This window comes from Kushneria sinocarnis (assembly GCF_003633775.1).
GTDB classification, from domain to species: Bacteria; Pseudomonadota; Gammaproteobacteria; order Pseudomonadales; family Halomonadaceae; genus Kushneria; species Kushneria sinocarnis.
On sequence record NZ_RBIN01000006.1, the window covers coordinates 188,945 to 207,487 of the forward strand.

Consider the following 18,543-nt stretch of genomic DNA (forward strand, 5'->3'; position numbering starts at 1 on the left):
CCCCTCAGCTCAGCCGCATCACCACCATGCCGGCAAGCATCATGCCGGCGGCCAGCACTCGTCCTCGACCGAGCGGCTCCTTCAGCCACAGCGTGGCGATCAGCAGCGCAAACAGTATGCTCGACTCGCGCAGTGCCGCCACCAGCGCCATCGGCGCCCGACTCATGGCCCAGATGACAATGCCATAGGCCAGCAATGACATTGCCCCACCGCCCAGGCCGACTCGCCAGTAGCCGCTCAGTGCCGCCAGCGCACGCCGACCGCGCAGCCGCCACAGCATGCCGCCCATGACCAGCCCGTTGACGGCAAACAGCCACAGCGCATAGCCCGGGGCATGACCATTGATGCGCGCACCGGCACCATCACTCAGGGTATAGGCGGCAATGAAACAGGCGGTCATCAGGGCACACCCGATCGTTCGGCGATCGATGGGCGCGGCCCCGCGGCGGCCGCCCACGAATGCCATGGTGACGATACCGCCCACCAGTACCAGTACGCCACTCACCTCGGCCGGCGCCAGCGGATCGCCGAGCCACATCACGCTCACCAGCGTCACCAGCAGCGGCGCCGCACCGCGCGCAACGGGGTAGACCTGCCCCAGCTCGCCGATGCGGTAGGCCCGTGCCAGATAGACGTTATAGCCGATGTGCATGACGGCCGAGAGTGCAAGCCACGGCCAGGCCGCCCTCACCGGTACCGGCACGAAAGCGAGACCGAGGAGCGCCAGTCCTCCCGAGCCGATCTGGATCAGGGTGATGGCCAGCAGGCGGTCGAGGTTGACGCGTACCAGCGCATTCCAGCCGGCGTGCAGTGCGGCAGCGGCAAGAATGGCGAGAAAGACCGAAGTGGTCATGAGCCCCCGGTTTCAGAAGAACTCATGACAGTAGCATGGCCCCGTCATGATGCCAGCCTGCCCGGACGCCACTAGATGCCCAGCCGATCTCTCAGCGCATAGTACCAGGCGCCCAGCGCCGACAGCGGTACCGCAAAGCGCCGCCCGCCGGGAAACGGCAGATGAGGAATACCGGCAAAGGCGTCAAAGCGCTGGCTCTCGCCACGAATCACCTCGCCGATCAGTCGCCCGGCAAGATGGGCGCAGGTCACACCGTGGCCGGAGTAGCCCTGGGCGTAGTAGACGTTGTCGTTGAGCCGGCCGAACTGGGGCAGCCGGTTGAGGGTCATCAGAAAGGCCCCGCTCCAGGCATGGTCGATGCGCACATCGCTCAGCTCGGGGAAGGTTTCGAGCAGTTTGGGGCGAATGACGGCCTCGATGCTGGCCGGATCGTGCCCGCCGTAGCTGACCCCGCCGCCGTAGATCAGTCGTCGCTCGCGCGAGAGCCGGTAGTAGTCGAGCAGATAGTTGCAGTCCTCGACGCAGCGATCGGTCGGCAGCAGTGCCCGCGCCCGGGCCTCGTCCAGCGGCTCGGTGGCGATCATCTGGGTACTGCAGGGCATGCTGCGCTGCAGCAGCTCGGGCACGCTGTGCTGCCCCGGGCCCTGGCCGAGATAGGCATTGCCGGCGATCACCACCCGCTCGGCATGCACTTCGCCTCCGGGCGTGCGCACCACCGCCGGCTGACCATGAAGCAGCTCGCTCATCGGCGAGTGCTCGAAGATGCGCCCACCCAGCGACTCCAGCGCCCGCGCCTGCCCCTGCACCAGATTGAGCGGATGCAGATGGCCGCCGCTGTGATCGAGCAGCGCGCCCCGATAGCGGTTCGAGCCGATCTCGCGACGGTACTCGTCCGGCCCCAGCAGCTCGAGCCGGTCGTGCCCGTAGCGCGCCCAGAGCTGCTGATGTTCACGCAGCGCCCTGAACTGACGCTCATTGCAGGCGGCAAACAGGTTGCCATCCTTCAGATCGCAGTCAATGGCGTACTGCGCGACACGTTCGCGAATGATCCGATTGCCCTCGAACGCCATGTTTCCCAGTGCCCGGGCGGTCTCGGCGCCGTAGTGCGCCTCGATGACATCCATGTCGCGGCTGTAGCTGTTGACGATCTGCCCGCCGTTGCGTCCCGAAGCGCCAAACCCGATGCGCACCGCCTCGAGCACCACCACCCGATGACCCTGCTCGGCCAGATGCAGCGCCGCGGAAATACCGGTAAAGCCGGCGCCGATCACACAGACATCGGCGCTCACCGTACCATCGAGGCGTGCGCGCTCGCGGCGATCGTTCATCGAGGCGACATACCAGGAGGCGGCATGCTCGCCCCGGGCTGCCTGGGAGTTGCTGTTGCTGCTCACTGGTTACCGATATCCTGAATCATGGGGCCGACTAACGGCTGCGCACTTCGGTCCAGAGCTGCTGAATGAACTGCAGATCCTCTCCGGAGAGTGCCGGCGTCACGCTCAGCCGCTGCCGGGTCTTCTCATCCGGCAGGGCCGGAGGCTGGCGCAGACGGGGCTCCAGCCGTGGCAAGGCATCCCGGTTGGGCGTGGTGTAGCCGGTAAAATTCGAAATCCGGGCGGCCACTTCCGGCCTGAGCATGTAGCTGATGAACTGCCGGGCCAGCTCGGGGTGAGGCGCATGCTTCGGGATCACCATGCTGTCCACCCAGCGCTGGGAGCCCTCTTCAGGCACGAAGAAACCCACCTTCCGATAGGCTTCACCCCCCGTGGCCCGCTTGTTGACGTAATCACCGTTATAGGCGATGCCGACCTGGATCACACCCCGGGCCACCTGATCGATCGCCGCCAGTCCATTGACGAAGCCACTGAAATTGGGCCGGTTCATGGTCGACCGGGCCGCCTTCGCAGCCGCGACCCACTGCTTGCGATCATGGCAATCGAAACCGTGGCCCTGCCAGGCACAGATCGTGCCCAGGGTAAACTGACCATCGCCCTTGAGCAGCGCGAAGGGCTGCTCGGCATTGAGCTCGGGGTCATAGAGCGCATCCCAGCTGTGCGGCAGGTTCGGGAGGGTTTCGGTATTATAGACAATCCCGGTATCGCCCCACTGATAGGGTACGCTGTAGCGCCCCTCGGGGTCGTAGGATGGCGCCCGGAACTCGGGGAAGAGATGATCACGCCCGGTCACCTTCTTCCCCAGCGGCTGCAGCAGATCGGCCTGCACCAGCCGGGCCACGAAATAATCGGTGGGAAAGACCACATCATACTGACGGTCCCCGCCGGCGCGCAGCTTGGCCAGCATCTCGGCATTGGAGTTGTAGTAGCTCTGCACGACATTCACGTCGTACTGCTGCTCGAAGTCATGAATGACCCCGGGCGGCATGTAATCGGCCCAGTTGAACAGATAGAGCCTGTCGGCGGCCTGTGCCATGGCACTGCCGGCCAGCAGCGCTGCGGCCAGGAGCCAGCGGACTGACGGAAACTGCATGCTGCCCTCCCCGCGCCCCGTTACGGGACGTCTCCCCTGAATGTTGTTGTCATCCGAACAGCTGGCCGCTAGACCCGCAGCAGCAGATGCTCCCGCTCCCACGAGCTGATCACCCGGAAGTACGCCTGGTGCTCGGCGCGCTTGACGGCCAGGTAGCTCTTGACGAAACGCTCGCCCAGCACGTCGGCCAATGCCTCGCATTCGCTCAGCAGCGACAGCGCCGGCCCCACGTCGTTGGGCAGGGTGAAGCCCGAGGCCCATGCCGACCCGGACAGCGGCGGTCGGGCGTCGATCCGGGTCATCATGCCGAGATAGCCACAGGCCAGCGAGGCCGCCATCACCAGATAGGGGTTGGCATCGGCCCCGGGCAACCGGTTTTCCACCCGCATGTTCTGCGCCGAGCCCACCGGCACCCGCAGGCCTGCGGTGCGATTGTCGAATCCCCACTCGACGTTGACCGGTGCCGAACCGCTGGTATCGCTCGGCATCAGACGACGATAGGAGTTGATGTTGGGGGCGAAGAACGGCATCGCCGCGGGCATGTACTGCTGCAACCCGCCCACGTAGTTCAAAAACAGCTTGCTGGGATCACCGTTCTCGTCGGCAAACAGGTTGCGCCTGCCCTCGCTGTCCCACAGGCTCTGATGAATGTGCATGGCACTGCCGGGCTCGTTGGCCATCGGCTTGGCCATGAAGGTGGCATACATGCCGTGGCGCAGAGCCGTCTCGCGCAGGGTTCGCTTGAAGATGACCACCTGATCGGCCAGCGCCAGCGGATCGCCGTGCTGGAAGTTGACCTCCATCTGACCGGCACCCTCTTCGTGGATCAGGGTGTCGATATCGAGCTGCTCGGCTTCGCAGAAGTCGTACATCTCCTCGAAGACGGGATCGAACTCGTTGACGGCGTCGATGCTGTAGGACTGACGCCCGCTCTCCTGACGTCCCGAGCGCCCGACCGGGGGCTCGAGCGGGTAGTCCGAATCGACGTTGGTCTTGACCAGGTAGAACTCCACCTCGGGGGCCACCACCACCCGCCAGCCTCGCGCTGCGTAGAGTTCGAGCACGCGCTTGAGCACGTAACGCGGCGCCACCTCGACCGGCTCGCCGTTCATGTAGTAGCAGTCGTGGATGATCTGCGCCGTCGAATCCTCCGCCCACGGCACCGGATAGACCGCCGCCTGATCGGCCACCAGCTGCATGTCGAGCTCGGCCGGATTCCAGAAGCGCAGCTCATCATCATCCGGGTAGCCGCCGGTCACGGTCTGGATGAAGATGGAATCCGGCAGTCGCGGCCGGCCACCATGCAGATACTTGCCGGCCGGCATGATCTTGCCCTTGAGAATGCCGGTCAGGTCACTGACCAGACACTCCACTTCGGTAATGCCGTGTTCCTCGAACCAGGCATTCATGTCAACGCCCCTGCGCTCCACCGCCATAACGGCTCCTGATACTGGTATTGCGATGACAAGGACCCGGGAGCGCCCGGTCGGCGCGGCGCCCTCATGCGGCACTGCCGCAGTTTCCCGGTCCTTCGACCGCTCATGCCAGCGCCCCGGCAATGGCCGGGGCGCTGGCATGGATCAGCGGGATTTCACCTCGTTCCAGAGCTGCTGGAAGGTCTGCAGCTGCTGCCCGTCGAGACTCGGGGTGAACTGCAGCCGCGCCATCTGCTCCTTGCTCGGCTGTGCCGGCGGGCCCTGCAGCTCTTCATCGAGATAGGGTACCGCCGCTTTGTTGGGGGTCGAATAGCGATTGTAGTTCGACAGCCGGGCGCCGATCTGCGCCTCCAGAATGAAGTTGATGAACTCGTGCGCCAGCTCGGGGTGCGGCGCCCGGGCCGGGATCATCATCGCATCGACCCAGAGCTCCGAGCCCTCCTTCGGCAGCATGAAATCCAGATGCTCATACGCCTCGGGATTTTCCGACCGGTTCAGCAGGTAATCACCGTTATAGGTCAGCCCCACCTGGGAGACCCCGCGCTCGAGCTGCTGCAGTACCGGAGTACCATCGACAAAGCCGGTAAAGTTGCGCCGTCCCTTGGTATCGAGCAGCAGTTTCGCGGCCTCTACCCAGGCCTCCCGATTGGCACAGTTGTAGTCATTGCCCTGCCATGCGCAGGCCGCACCCAGCATGACCTGGCCATCCGTCATCATCGAGAACGGCTGTGACGCGTTGACGTCGGGATCGAACAGCAGCGACCAGCTCTGCGGCGCATCGGGAAAGGTCTCGGTATTATAGACGATGCCGGTGGTCCCCCACTGATAGGGCACGGAATACTGCGCCTGCGGGTCGTAGGCCGGGTTCTGGAAGCGCGACATGACATGATCGAGGTTGGGGATCTGCGACCTGTCGAGCTTCTGCACCAGCCCGGAGTCGATCAGCCGCGGGATGAAATAGTTCGAGGGCACGATGACATCGTACTGGCTGTCGCCACCGGCCTGCAGCTTGGCATACATCTCCGCCAGAGAGCCGAAGTAGCTCTGCACCACATCGACATCATGGCGCTGCTCGAATTCGCTGATGATTTCCGGATCCATGTACTGGGTCCAGTTGAACAGATACAGCTTCTGCTCTGCCGCCGGAGTGGTGCCGGCAGCCAGCGCACTGCCGAGACCCAGCGTCAGCAGCACGGCATTGCGCATGTTGGCCATTCCCATCTGAATCATCTCCCTGCCTGTCGGTATTGGTGTAGAGGGCTTCATGACATCGTTACTGCCGGGAAGCCGAACGGCGTCTCGACAGCGCCAGACTCAGCAGCGCCGCAATGGCCACGGCTCCGATCATCAGGGTCGCAATGGCGTTGATCTCCGGCGAGACCCCCTTGCGGATGGCGCCCCAGATATAGATCGGCAGCGTGGTACTCTCCGGCCCCGAAGTGAAGAAGCTGATCACGAAGTCATCGATCGAGAGCGTGAAGGAGAGGAAGAATGCCGAGATCAGCGCCGGCTTGATGGCCGGAATGATGAAATGGCAGACCCGCCTGACCGGGCCCGCGTAGAGGTCCTTGCTGGCTTCGAACAGGGTTGCGTCCATGCCCACGAAGCGTGAATAGACGATCAGTGCCACGAACGGGATCTCGAAGGTGACATGCGCGATGATCATGGTCCCGAGCCCCGGACCGAGCAGCCCCGTCAGCTGGTTGAAGCGCACGAAAAAGGTCATTTCGGAGATACCGAAGACGATATCCGGCATCACGATCGGCAGGTAGATCAGCGCAATGAGCCAGCCCAGCCGGCGTCCGCGATGGCGATACATGCCATAGCCGATCAGGGTGCCCAGCACCACGGCAATCATCGAGGAGATCAGTGCCAGCAGGAGACTGTGCCAGAAGGCCTCGATGATCTGCGGGTTGCTGAAGAGCCTGTGATACCAGCGCAGGGAGAAGTGCGCAAAGGTCGCCGCGCTGTTGACCGAGTTGAAGGAGTACAGCACCACCACGCCCAGCGGCAGGTAGAGAAAGACCATCACCACCCACCACACCACGGCCAGCGACCGCCGCATGCTTCCGCCCCTCATATCACGACCTCCTCGCCGCCACCGAAGCGGCGCCCCAGCCGGCGCAGCAGCACGATGCCCACCAGCGTGGCAATCAGCATCAGGATCGAACCCGCCGCACCCAGCGGCCAGTTGGAGCCTTCGGCGAACTGGGCGGCCACCAGATTGCCGATCATCATCGAGCGTCCACCGCCCAGCAGTTCGGGAATCACATACATGCCGAAGGCGGGAATCGCCACCAGCACGATGCCCGCCAGCAGCCCCGGCAGGGTCTGCGGCACGACCGCCGCCAGAAAGGCCCGCACCGGAGAGGCGTAAAGATCGCGTGCTGCTTCCAAAAGCGACATGTCGAGCTTTTCGAACGCCGCATACAGGGGCAGCACCATGAAGGGCAGGAAGTTGTAGATCAGCCCCAGGGTCACCGCGAACGAGGAGGGAAACAGCCCCAGGTGCTCGGGAATGAAGCCCAGCCGAACGGCCAGCTCGGAGAGCCAGGTATCCGGCGCCAGCAGGTTCATCCAGCCGAAGGCACGAATCACCTGATTGGTCCAGGACGGCACCACCACCGCCAGCAGCATGATCGGTCGCCACTTCTGTCGACAGGTGGTGATGTAGTAGGCCAGCGGATAGGCCAGCACCACCACCATCGTGGTGGAGAGCACGGTCTGCCACAGCGAGCGCAGCAGTGTATAGAGATTGCCGGGACTCCACCCCAGAAAGCCGAACCCGGCCAGCTGATGGAAGGCCTCCAGCGACAGCGGCAGCTGCGGCTGACCGTAGGGGCCGTTGGTCATGAATGCCATGGAGACCAGATAGAGACTCGGCAGGATCAGAAAGATCACGATCCACAGCGCAGCCGGCAGCGTGGTCCACAGCAGATGGCGCGTCTCGCGCAGGGCACGGGGCACTCCCGATGACATCGGCCTCTCCTTCAGCGCGCCAGGGTGACCAGATCTTCCGGCCAGACGCACATCGGCACCCGATCCCCGATCCGGAACAGGCGCTGACCCTGGTTGCTGCTCAGCGCCTTCATGCGCATGCCATTGACCTCCAGCCGGTACTCGATGTGGCTGCCCCGGTAGAAGAACTCGCGGACCTCGCCCTCGAAACGATTGAATTCCGAAGAGACCTCGCTGCCCAATTCCAGGGCTTCGGGGCGGATCATGACCAGCTCGCCATGGGGCGGCGTTTCGACCTTCAGGCGTCCCAGTGCAGCGGTATCGATGCAATCACCCTCGCGGGACTCGATATCGAACAGGTTCTCATGGCCCATGAAAGAGGCCACGAAACGATTGACGGGCTTCTCGTAGATCTCGCGGGGCGTACCGATCTGCTGAATGCGACCGTCATTGAGTACGGCGATGCGATCGGACATCACCATCGCCTCCTGCTGATCGTGGGTGACGAACACGAAGGTCATGCCCAGACGCTTCTGGATACGCTGCAGTTCGACCTGCAGCTGGCTGCGCAGACCGGCATCGAGCGCCGACAGCGGCTCATCGAGCAGCAGCACATCGGGTTCGCAGACCAGCGCCCGGGCCAGCGCGATACGCTGGCGCTGGCCACCGCTGAGCTGATCGACCCGGCGATCGATCAGGCCACCGAGCTTGATGAAATCGGCAATCTCGCTGACCCGCCGCTGACGCTCACTGCCGCCCACACCGCGCATCCTGAGTCCGAAGGCAATATTGTCGCGCACCGACAGGTGCGTGAACAGCGCATAGGACTGAAAGACCGTATTGACGCTGCGCTTGTGCGGCGGCACCTCGGTCACATCCCGGCCCCCGATTTCGACATGCCCGTCATCGGCAAGCTCCAGCCCCGCCAGCAGCCGCAGCAGCGTGGTCTTGCCACAGCCTGACGGCCCCAGCAGGGTGAAGAACTCGCCCGGCCGAATATCGAGATCCACGCCATCCAGGGCCACGGCGTCGGCGCCAAAGCTCTTCCTGAGCCGGCGCAGCGAAATCGAGGACGCATCGCGCGGCACCGCATCCGGGGCGGCATACTCCGGCGTCGTACTGGTGCCACGGGTATCGGGGCTATCCGCCTGTGCAGTGGTCTGCGTCATGTGTGCGTCTCCCGGGCTCATTGTTCATCACGCGACGACAGGCTCTGCCACCCATCACAGTTGATCACGCAGTTTCAGCAGCGAGGTTGCCATCACCAGCAGCGGCGTACGCAAATACGCCCCGCCGGGAAAGCGAGCGTGCCTCAAGCGTGCAAACAGATCAAAGCGCTCGGCCTGACCGGCCACGGCTTCGGCCAACAGTTTACCCGACAGCCCGGCCAGTGCCATGCCATGGCCCGAATAGCCCTGCACGAACAGGATATTGTCATGCAGTCTGCCGAAATGTGGTGCACGATTGCGGGTAATCGCCACCGAACCGCCCCAGCGATAGTCGATACCGACATGGCGCAGCACCGGAAACAGCTGCGCCATCTTCAGCTCCATGCGCCGTCGCAACCCTCGCGGTTCGCGCCCGGTATAGCTGACCTGGCCCCCGTACAGCAACCGCCGATCCGCCGAGAGCCGGTAGTAATCGAGGACAAAATTGGCATCGGACACCGCATCGTTGCAGGGCAGCAGCTGAGCGGCCTGCGCCTCGCTCAGCGGCTCGGTGGCAATGATGTAGTTGGCCACCGGCATGATGCGACTCTCGAGCTCGGGCAGCAGGCGACCGAGATAGGCGTTGGCAGCGACCACCACGTGGTCGGCCCGCACCACACCCTGTTCTGTCACTGCCCTCGCCGGTGCACCGGGCTCGAGCGAGGTCACCCGGCTGAAGGGATAGAGCTCGGCCCCCTGGCGCTCGGCCGCCCGAGCCAGTCCCAGGGTGTAATTGAGCGGATGCAGGTGCGCGCCCTCGGCATCATCCAGTCCCCCCAGATAGGCCTCGGACACCACCCGCTGGCGAAAACGCTCCGGCTCGAGCCATTCGAGCGCATGGTAGTCATAGCGCTGGGCCATGGTCGCCTGCCAGGCACGCATTTCACGCACATGGCGAGGCCGGAGGGCGGCATGCAGATAGCCCCGGGTAAAATCGCAGGGGATGGCGTGCCGCTCGATCAGCTCGGCGGTCAGGGAGACGGCTTCGCGGCTGAGCTCCCAGATGGCGCGGGCATCCTCGAAGCCGAGCTGCTTCTCGACGGTGCGCATGTCGGTGCCCAGCCCGGGCAGGATCTGGCCGCCGCTGCGCCCCGAGGCGCCGAAGCCGATCGGACCGGCTTCCAGCAGCGCCACCCGATAGCCGCGCTCGGCCAGGTGAAGCGCCGTGGAGCAGCCGGTCACCCCGCCACCGATCACGCAGACATCCACCCGGCGCTCGCCGGCCAGCGGTGCCTGCGCCCGGGGTGCCACGGTCATGGTGTCACGGTAGTAGCTGTCTTCCACTGACGTCATGCCACTCTCCACCTGCCCTGCGACCATTCGCCTGCATGGTCCGGCGCTGCCCCGTCATGTTCGATGCCGTTGCCACGGCACTCGAGCGATCATTCGCCGGGCGGCCGCCCGGCACAGACCGGGCAGCCGGGATCACGCCGGACCCCGAAGCGGCGCCACTCGCCCTGCAACCCATCCAGCGTTGCCAGCCCGGCCGGGGGCCGGCCCACGCGGCCCAGCAGCTTGAGCGCCTCGAGCGCCTGAAACGCCCCGATCACGCCTACCAGCGGGGCAATCACGCCATTCTCGGCGCAGCGCAGTTCGTCATCGTCGCCCCCTTCTTCACCATAAAGGCAAGCGTAACAGGGCGCGCTGTCGTCGCGCAGATCGAACACCGCCAGCTGCCCGGAGAAGCGAATGGCCGCTCCGGACACCAGTGGCGTACGCGTGGCCACGCAGGCCCGATTGATGGCAAAACGGCTGGAGAAGCGATCGGTACAGTCGAGCACCACATCGGCGGCCGCCACCGCTTCATGAAGGGCATGATCGACCAGCCGGGACTCGATCACCCGGGTGCGACAGTCGCTGTTGATGGCATCGATACGCTGCGCGGCCGAGACCGCCTTGGGGGTATCGATGTCGGCTTCCCCATGGGCAATCTGTCGCTGCAGATTGGAGAGATCGACCCGATCATGATCCGCCAGCGTCAGCTCGCCCACCCCGGCGGCCGCCAGATAGAGCGCTACCGGCGAGCCCAGCCCACCCAGACCAATGATCAGGGCGTGGCTCTGCTGCAGACGCAGCTGCCCCTCATAGTCCAGCTCCAGCAGCATGATCTGCCGACTGTAGCGCAGCAGCTGGTCATCGTTGAGCGAGGTAGTCACGGACGTTGCTCCCGAACCCGGAGACGGTACTCAGGGCTCACTATCGGTGAATTCGTCGATATCGGGCACATGCAGCGTGAAATCCTCCTTGACCTCTTCCATGACCACATAGCTCTTCGACTCCTTGACCCCGGGCAGCCGCAGCACGACATCTCCCAGCAGCTGACGATAGGCCGACATTTCGGGAATACGACACTTGAGGATGTAGTCGAACTGGCCCGAGACCAGGTGGCACTCGCGTACCTGGGGCAGCTGCAGTACCGCCTGACGAAACTCATCAAAGGCGGTCGGTGACTGATTCTCGAGACTGATCTCGATGAAGACCATCAGGTTGGAGCGCAGCGCGCCGGGATCGAGCAGCGCCCGATAGCCGCGAATCACCCCGGTGCGCTCGAGCCGGCGCACCCGCTCGAGACAGGGGGTGGTCGACAGGCCTACCTGAGCGGCAAGATCCACATAGGAGATGCGGGCATTCTCCTGCAGACAGCGCAGGATATTGAGATCGATACGGTCCAGGGTTCTGGCACGCTGCTTGCCGGTCATGCTGATCTCTCCGCCTTTCGGCCGGTCATCGTTGACTCACCTCATCCACGGGTCGATAACGCCCCAGGGTGACCCGGGGGCGCCCACCCAGATCTTCATGGGTTGCGATCATGTCATACCCTGCCTGCCTGAACAGCGCTCTTACCCCGGCGCCCTGCGCCATGCCGTGCTCCAGCAGCAGATGGCCGCCGGCCTGCAGGTAACCGGGCGCCTGGCGGATCAGGCGTGCCAGATCCGCCAGGCCGTTATCCCCGGCCACCAGTGCCGAACGCGGCTCGAAACGCAGATCGCCCTGCCCGAGGTGCGGGTCACTGTCGCTCAGATAGGGCGGGTTGGAGACAATGATACCGTAGCGCTCGCCGGTCAGCGCCTCAAAGTAGTCACTCTGCAGAAAGCGTACGTTGGCTGCGCCGAGTCGCCGCGCATTGCGTGCGGCCAGCTCGAGGGCGGCGACACTCAGATCCACCCCGGTGCACTGCCAGTCGGCTCGGGCAGTCGCCAGCGCCAGCGCAATGGCCCCGCTACCGGTGCCCAGATCCAGCACTTGCCCACCGTGATCGGCAGGCATCAGCGCCAGCGCCTGCTCGACCAGCAGCTCGGTATCCGGACGGGGAATCAGCGCGGCAGGGGTCAGTTCCAGCTCGAGGCCGAAGAACTCGCGCCGGCCGAGCAGATAGGCCACCGGCTCGCCTGCCTGGCGCGCCTGTAAAAGGGTCTCGAAGCGCTCCTGCTGATCCGCCGCAAGCGGGCGATCACCCCACGTATAGAGCCAGGTACGGCTCTGTCTGCAGGCATGGGCGAGCAGCAGCTCGGCGTCCAGTCGCGGGGTTTCGCTGACCGCGCCGAGCCGCGCGGCGGCCCGGGCCAGCCAGTGGTCAATGGCCATCATCGCCGCATTCAGGCCGTGGTGGCTTCGGCCGAGGAGAGCGCTGCCAGCTGCTCGGCCTGGTATTCGTGTACCAGCGGATCAATGACATCATCGAGCGCACCGGTCATGACCTCGGAAAGCTTGTAGAGGGTCAGGTTGATGCGATGGTCGGTCACCCGCCCCTGCGGAAAATTGTAGGTCCGGATGCGTTCGCTGCGATCACCCGAGCCCACCAGCGAGCGGCGGGCATCGGCCTGCTGCTGACGCTGGCTGTCCACCGCCATCTGCTTGAGGCGTGCGGCCAGAAACGCCATCGCCCGGGCACGATTCTTGTGCTGACTGCGCTCATCCTGGCACTCCACCACCAGCCCGGTGGGCAGATGGGTGATGCGAATCGCCGAATCGGTAGTGTTGACGTGCTGCCCGCCGGCCCCGCTGGCCCGAAAGGTATCCACGCGCAGATCATTGCTGTCGAGCTCGACCTCGCCGACCTCATCGGCCTCGGGCAGGATGGCGACGGTACAGGCCGAGGTATGAATGCGGCCCTGGGATTCGGTGGCCGGCACCCGCTGGACCCGATGCACCCCGGACTCGAACTTGAGCCGCCCGTAAACCCCGCTGCCGGCGACCCGGGCGATGATCTCCCGAAAACCGCCATGCTCGCCATGGCTGGCACTGATGGTCTCGATTCGCCAGCCCAGTGCTTCGGCGTAACGGGTGTACATGCGAAACAGGTCACCGGCAAACAGTGCCGCCTCGTCGCCCCCGGTCCCGGCACGAATCTCGAGAAAGACACTGCGCGAGTCGTCGGGATCCTTCGGTACCAGCAGCCGCTTGAGCTCGCCGTCGAGGCGTTCCAGCGCAGCCTCCGCCTCGGCAAGCTCCTCCTCGGCCATGGCCCGCATGTCGGGATCGCCATCGTGACGCATCTGTTCGGCGGTATCGCGATCGGCCTCGACCCGGCGATAGCGATCCCAGCTCTCGACCAGCGCCTCGAGATCGGCATATTCGCGCGAATAATCGCGAAAGCGCTTCTGGTCCCCGATCACATCGGGCTCGGAGAGCAGTGCTGCCAGCTCTTCGAAACGCTCCCGGAAACCGTCGAGCTTCTGCCGCAGCGATGTCTTCATGATGGGGTACGCTCGGGTTCGAATGCCGGCGCGGGCGCATCGAGCAGCAGCTCCTCGGCGGCAGCGATCAGATCCTCTCGCTGGGCGCCGGAGGCCTCGCGCAGGCGCAGGGTGGTACCGTGCAGCAGCCGATTGGTGAGCTGCTGCGAAAGCCGCCGGATCACCGCCTCCGGATCCTGCCCCTGGGCAAGCTGGGAGAGTGCCTGGGCTTCCGCGGCCTCGCGCACGCTTTCGGCCTGCTGACGGTGACGGCGAATCAGATCACCGGCCCCGCGAATACGCCGCTCATGCTGCCAGGCCGAGACATTGGAGACGATGATCTCCTCGGCCTGGGCGGCCGCGCTCTCGCGGGAGCGACGGTTTTCGCTGATCACCTCGTGGAGGTCGTCGATGGTGTACAGAAAGATGTCATCCAGCTCGCCGACCTGGGGCTCGATATCGCGCGGCACGGCGATGTCGACCATGAAGATGGGACGATGCTTGCGAGCCTTGAGGGCGGTTTCAACCATGCCCTTGCCCAGCATCGGCATCGGGCTGCCGGTCGAGGAGATCACCACATCGGCACAGACCAGCGCCGACTGCAGCTCATCGAGCCCGATCGCCACGCCATCGATCTCGTCGGCCAGCGCCTGGGCACGTTCGCGGGTCCGATTGGCCACGATGATGCCCTGGATGCCGGCCTTTTTCAGATGGCGCGCCACCAGCTCGATGGTCTCGCCGGCGCCGATCAGCAGTGCCCGGGAGCGCCGGATATCATCGAAGATACGACCGGCCAGATTGACCGCCGCATAGGCCACCGATACCGGATTCTCGCCGATGCCGGTTTCGCTGCGCACCTGCTTGGCCACCGCAAAGGTATGCTGATAGAGGCGCTCGAGCTCGCTGCCCAGGCTGCCATGCTCGCGCGCACCGTGATAGGCCTCCTTGAGCTGGCCGAGGATCTGGGGCTCGCCCAGCACCATCGAATCCAGCCCGCAGGCCACCCGCATCATGTGGCGGGCGGCCTCGCCCTCGCGATAGTAATAGGTGCACGCCTGCAGGGCCTCGACGGGCAGCCGGTGAAAGCGGGCCAGCCAGTCCAGAATGGTCTGCTCGCTGCCATCCTGCAGGGCACAGTAGAGTTCGGTACGGTTGCAGGTGGAAAGGATCGAAGCCTCGTGCATGCCCGGCAGGGTACGCAACTCATCAAGCGCCACCCCGAGCTGGGACGGACCAAAGGCTACCTGCTCACGTACGGCGATTTCGGCGGTAGTATGATTGATGCCGAGTACAAGAAGCATCGTGATTCCGTGTCAGAAACGTGTATCCGAAATTTTTTCGGAGAACGCCGACACCCGGCGCCCGCACCATGATTATTGCCGTGGTGTGACACCAGTGCCTGTCAGGTCCTCTGCCGCGAAGGCGAAGCAGACGCAACGGCCAACAGGGAAACGCGTCTTTCGCTGGTCGGTCAGGCCGGAAAGACGATCGAACTCGATGTCGGGATGCAATTACGCACTGATCAGGAGTTCACCCTCGCGGATTACTGCTCGACATTCTAACATAACCGTTTCTGTCATGGGGTGCTGTTGCCCCGCTCGGATCAGGCGTTATGCTGATGTCTGCCCGTATTGAAGAGGATGGCATGCGCCCACGCTCATTGTTCTTTTTTATGGCGGCGATTCTGCTGGCCGCGGGCGCACTGGCCGGTTGCCAGTCGGCCCCGTCAACGGACCGCCCTGCGAGCGATGACCTGCTGGCGCAGGCACCGGCCATCACCGAAGGGCTGGATGCCCGGGGACTCACCGCCCTGCTCGAGGCCGAATTCGCCGGCCAGCGGGGTGATTTCACCCGGGCGGCGCGCGGCTATCTCTCCCAGGGCGAGCGCTATCGGTCACCGGAGCTGGCCCGTCGGGCGGCACTGGCGGCCCGTCTGGCCAGTGATGATGAGCTGCTGAACCGGTCCGCGCTGCTGTGGAGTCGACTCTCTCCCGCTGCCGAGGAGCCGCGCCAGCTGCTGGCGGAGCAGGCGGCTGCCCATGGCATGTGGCAGCAGGCGCTGACCCAGCTGCTGGCCATTGACGCTCGCAACGCACGGGCCGAGCTGGAAACCTTCGTGCAGGAGGCTGCCGCAGCCGGCGCGAACATTCCCGCCCTGATCGAACAGCTCAAGGCGCATGCCGAAACGTACCCCGGCCGACCGAATGCGCTGATCGCAATGGCCCTGCTGCAGGCCGAAACGGAGGATTTCCGGGCGGCCGACCGCACGCTCGAGCGCGTCGCCGGGCGTTTTGCCGAACATCCGTCACTGTGGCTGGCCCGCAGCCAGATCGCCATGGAACGCCACCGTTTCCGGGAAGGGCTGGAGGCCGCGCAATACGGTCATCGGCTGGCCCCCGATGACAATCGTTTCCTGCTGGCCATGGCGCAGGCCCATCTCGCCCTCGGCCAGCCGGACCGGGCCGAACGCCAGTTCGACCGTCTGCTGACCCGCATGCCGGAAAGCAGCGAGCTGCGCCTGTCACTGGCACAGCTCTATCTGAATCATCACGCCGAGGCCCAGGCCGAGCGCCTGCTGGCCCCCCTGGTCGCCCGGAAGGATCCGCCGGCCGAAGCCCTGCTGCTCGCCGCCATGACCGCCGAGCGCCAGGCACGGATCGACCGCGCCGTTTCACTCTACAGCCGAGTACCGCCCGGCAACCGATTCCTCGGCGCCCGGGCCCGAGCGGCCGGCCTGCTGGTGGACCATCAGCGCTTCGAGGATGCCCTGACCCTGCTCGACCGGGCGCGCAGCCGTTATCCGGAAAGCAATGCCGACCTGCTGGAGCTCGAACTCTCCCTGCTGGACAGTGCCGGGCAGCACCAGCGCGCCGATCGGCTGCTCGATCGTGCCATCACGACCAGCGCGCCGGACAATGATGCCCTGCTGTTCATGCGTGCCGTTCGGGCGCTGGAATCCGGCAGTCTGAGCGCCATGGAGCGGGACATGACCACCCTGCTCGAGCGCAACCCCGACGACGCCACGGTCCTCAACGCTTATGGCTACACCCTGCTCGAGCGTACCGACCGCTACCGGGAAGCCCTGCAGATGATCCGGCACGCTCATCGTCTCGAGCCCGACAACCCTGCAATACTCGATAGCCTGGGATGGGCCTGGTTCCGGCTCGACCGGCATGAAAAGGCCACGCACTGGTTGAATCGCGCCTGGCAGGCGCAGCCTGACGAAGAGATCGGCGCCCACCTGATCGAGGCGCTGTGGCTGGCCGATCAGCCCGTGCGTGCGCGCCGGATGCTCGACGGCATGCTCGAGCGGTTCTCACCCCATCCCCGGCTCGACCGACTACTGCAGCGCTATCCCGGACTGCAATCACCCACTCCCTCGACTCCCGATGCCGAGAAGACCGACTCATGACACACGCGACGCCCCTTTCATGCCATCCCCGGCAGTCGATACGACTGATTGCGGCCGCACTGCTCGTGGCACTGGTGGCCGGCTGCGCCGGACAACCGCCCCAGCCCGACGTGGATCGCCACCCCGGCGACTGGAAGAGCCAGCGCGAACGACTGACCGCCCTGGAGCAGTGGGAAATTGCCGGCAAGGTGGCCATTCGCACGCCCGACAACAGTGAAAGTGCCAATCTCGACTGGAAACGTACGCCCCGGCACTACCGGATCATGGTCAGCGGTCCCTTCGGGGCCGGCCGCAACACCCTGGAGGGCAACGGACAGCGCGTCACGCTCTCCAATGGTGAAGGCACCTTTACTGCCCGAACCCCGGAAGCCCTGATGCAGGCCCGCATGGGCTGGTCGCTGCCGATCTCGGCTCTCGACTACTGGGTGCGCGGACTGCCTGCCCCCGACACCCCTCATGACATCGAGCATGACCGGGCCGGCTTCCCGGCCGTCATGCAGCAGAATGGCTGGACCCTCCATTATCAGGACTGGACGCGGGCAGACGGGCTCTGGCTGCCGCGCAAGCTGACCATGGATTATGGTGACCTGCACGCCATTCTGGTGCTCAACCAGTGGCAGCTCGATACCGCGTCACCATGAGTCGCCCGCTCAGCCTGCCGGCGCCGGCCAAGCTCAACCGCATGCTGCATATCACCGGGCGGCGTGCGGATGGCTATCACGAACTGCAGACGCTGTTCCAGTTCCTCGACCATGGCGACACCCTTCATTTTACCCCGCGAACGGATGGCCGGATCCGGCTCATCCCCGACATCCCCGGCGTCGCCCACGATGCCAACCTGATCGTGCGGGCCGCACAGCGCCTGCAGGCGCTGGCCGCCCCCTCTCGTGGCATCGACATCACGCTCGACAAGCGGCTGCCCATGGGCGGCGGTCTGGGGGGCGGCAGCTCGAATGCGGCCACCACCCTGCTGGCGCTCGACCGGCTCTGGCAGCTCGAGCTCGGCGAAGAGCGGCTGGCTGCGATCGGTGTCGAGCTGGGCGCCGATGTTCCGGTGTTCGTGCGCGGCTTTGCTGCCTGGGGGGAAGGTGTCGGTGAACGCCTGCAGCCGGCGCCGCTGGATACCCCCTGGTTCGTGGTGGTTCACCCCGGGGTCAGTGTCTCGACCGGCGCGCTCTTCAACCACCCGGAATTGACACGCCAGACCCCCTCGATTAGTATGGCGCGCGCACTGCAGGGGGGACGCAATGATTGCGAACCCGTCGCTCGTCGCCTGCAGCCATCCGTGGGAGTCGCCATTGACTGGCTGAAACACTTCGGAGCTGCCATGATGACGGGCACAGGGTCCTGCGTGTTCTGCCCGCTGCCCGATTGCAGCGCCGCCACGGAAGTCATGCAGGAAACCGGGCGGCAGCATCCGCAATGGCAGACATTCATGGCGCAGGGGTGTAACATCTCCCCCCTTCATGTCGCTCTGAAGTAAAGCGGTCATGACACTATCCATGACCCATCG

At 65.0% G+C, this 18,543-nt stretch carries 17 protein-coding genes; 3 read left to right on the forward strand and 14 right to left on the reverse strand.

The window, feature by feature from the left end:
* Positions 1-4: 4 nt before the first annotated feature.
* The 14 genes from C7446_RS11240 to hemA all read right to left on the reverse strand — a co-directional run bounded on the left by C7446_RS11240 (position 5) and on the right by hemA (position 14,919).
* Positions 5-853 carry an EamA family transporter gene (locus tag C7446_RS11240; protein ID WP_121173201.1) on the reverse strand — a complete coding sequence of 283 codons (849 nt, stop codon included), beginning with the start codon at positions 851-853 and terminating at the stop codon, positions 5-7.
* Positions 854-924: 71 nt separating this feature from the next.
* Complete coding sequence (locus C7446_RS11245; protein WP_121173324.1) at positions 925-2,181, reverse strand: NAD(P)/FAD-dependent oxidoreductase; 1,257 nt, start codon at positions 2,179-2,181, stop codon at positions 925-927.
* Between the two features lie 97 nt (positions 2,182-2,278).
* Positions 2,279-3,340 carry an ABC transporter substrate-binding protein gene (locus C7446_RS11250; RefSeq protein WP_121173202.1) on the reverse strand — a complete coding sequence of 354 codons (1,062 nt, stop codon included), beginning with the start codon at positions 3,338-3,340 and terminating at the stop codon, positions 2,279-2,281.
* Between the two features lie 68 nt (positions 3,341-3,408).
* Positions 3,409-4,749, reverse strand: a complete 1,341-nt coding sequence (locus tag C7446_RS11255; protein ID WP_245977825.1) for a glutamine synthetase family protein — start codon at positions 4,747-4,749, stop codon at positions 3,409-3,411.
* 171 nt (positions 4,750-4,920) lie between these two features.
* Complete coding sequence (locus C7446_RS11260) at positions 4,921-5,997, reverse strand: ABC transporter substrate-binding protein (RefSeq protein ID WP_342768369.1); 1,077 nt, start codon at positions 5,995-5,997, stop codon at positions 4,921-4,923.
* Between the two features lie 52 nt (positions 5,998-6,049).
* On the reverse strand, positions 6,050-6,856 hold the full coding sequence (locus C7446_RS11265; RefSeq protein WP_121173204.1) for an ABC transporter permease: 807 nt from the start codon (positions 6,854-6,856) through the stop codon (positions 6,050-6,052).
* Positions 6,853-7,755, reverse strand: coding sequence for an ABC transporter permease (locus C7446_RS11270; RefSeq protein WP_121173205.1), 903 nt, complete (start codon positions 7,753-7,755; stop codon positions 6,853-6,855). Before C7446_RS11270 ends, C7446_RS11265 begins: the two co-directional genes overlap by 4 nt.
* An 11-nt stretch (positions 7,756-7,766) precedes the next feature.
* Positions 7,767-8,903 carry an ABC transporter ATP-binding protein gene (locus C7446_RS11275; RefSeq protein ID WP_121173206.1) on the reverse strand — a complete coding sequence of 379 codons (1,137 nt, stop codon included), beginning with the start codon at positions 8,901-8,903 and terminating at the stop codon, positions 7,767-7,769.
* Positions 8,904-8,957: 54 nt separating this feature from the next.
* Complete coding sequence (locus tag C7446_RS11280; protein ID WP_121173207.1) at positions 8,958-10,235, reverse strand: NAD(P)/FAD-dependent oxidoreductase; 1,278 nt, start codon at positions 10,233-10,235, stop codon at positions 8,958-8,960.
* An 89-nt stretch (positions 10,236-10,324) separates the two neighbouring features.
* Positions 10,325-11,098 carry a HesA/MoeB/ThiF family protein gene (locus tag C7446_RS11285; protein ID WP_281272352.1) on the reverse strand — a complete coding sequence of 258 codons (774 nt, stop codon included), beginning with the start codon at positions 11,096-11,098 and terminating at the stop codon, positions 10,325-10,327.
* Positions 11,099-11,128: 30 nt separating this feature from the next.
* On the reverse strand, positions 11,129-11,641 hold the full coding sequence (locus C7446_RS11290; RefSeq protein WP_121173208.1) for an Lrp/AsnC ligand binding domain-containing protein: 513 nt from the start codon (positions 11,639-11,641) through the stop codon (positions 11,129-11,131).
* Positions 11,642-11,666: 25 nt separating this feature from the next.
* Entirely contained in the window at positions 11,667-12,530 is an 864-nt protein-coding gene (gene prmC / locus C7446_RS11295) for a peptide chain release factor N(5)-glutamine methyltransferase (protein WP_342768370.1), read from the reverse strand.
* Between the two features lie 8 nt (positions 12,531-12,538).
* Positions 12,539-13,639: a peptide chain release factor 1 gene (gene prfA, locus C7446_RS11300; protein ID WP_121173209.1), complete on the reverse strand. Its 1,101-nt coding sequence runs from the start codon at positions 13,637-13,639 to the stop codon at positions 12,539-12,541.
* On the reverse strand, positions 13,636-14,919 hold the full coding sequence (hemA, locus tag C7446_RS11305; RefSeq protein ID WP_121173210.1) for a glutamyl-tRNA reductase: 1,284 nt from the start codon (positions 14,917-14,919) through the stop codon (positions 13,636-13,638). The genes prfA and hemA overlap by 4 nt, the downstream gene beginning before the upstream one ends.
* 317 nt (positions 14,920-15,236) lie before the next feature.
* On the opposite strand from hemA, the gene C7446_RS11310 reads away from it, so the two are divergent.
* The 3 genes from C7446_RS11310 to ispE are packed head-to-tail and all read left to right on the forward strand — an operon-like array spanning position 15,237 to position 18,513.
* The gene (locus tag C7446_RS11310) at positions 15,237-17,030 is read left to right on the forward strand and encodes a tetratricopeptide repeat protein (protein WP_170150067.1); all 1,794 of its coding nucleotides are present in this window, start codon (positions 15,237-15,239) and stop codon (positions 17,028-17,030) included.
* Positions 17,027-17,671, forward strand: coding sequence for a lipoprotein insertase outer membrane protein LolB (gene lolB, locus C7446_RS11315; protein ID WP_121173212.1), 645 nt, complete (start codon positions 17,027-17,029; stop codon positions 17,669-17,671). The genes C7446_RS11310 and lolB overlap by 4 nt, the downstream gene beginning before the upstream one ends.
* On the forward strand, positions 17,668-18,513 hold the full coding sequence (ispE, locus tag C7446_RS11320) for a 4-(cytidine 5'-diphospho)-2-C-methyl-D-erythritol kinase (protein ID WP_121173213.1): 846 nt from the start codon (positions 17,668-17,670) through the stop codon (positions 18,511-18,513). The genes lolB and ispE overlap by 4 nt, the downstream gene beginning before the upstream one ends.
* Positions 18,514-18,543: the final 30 nt, after the last annotated feature.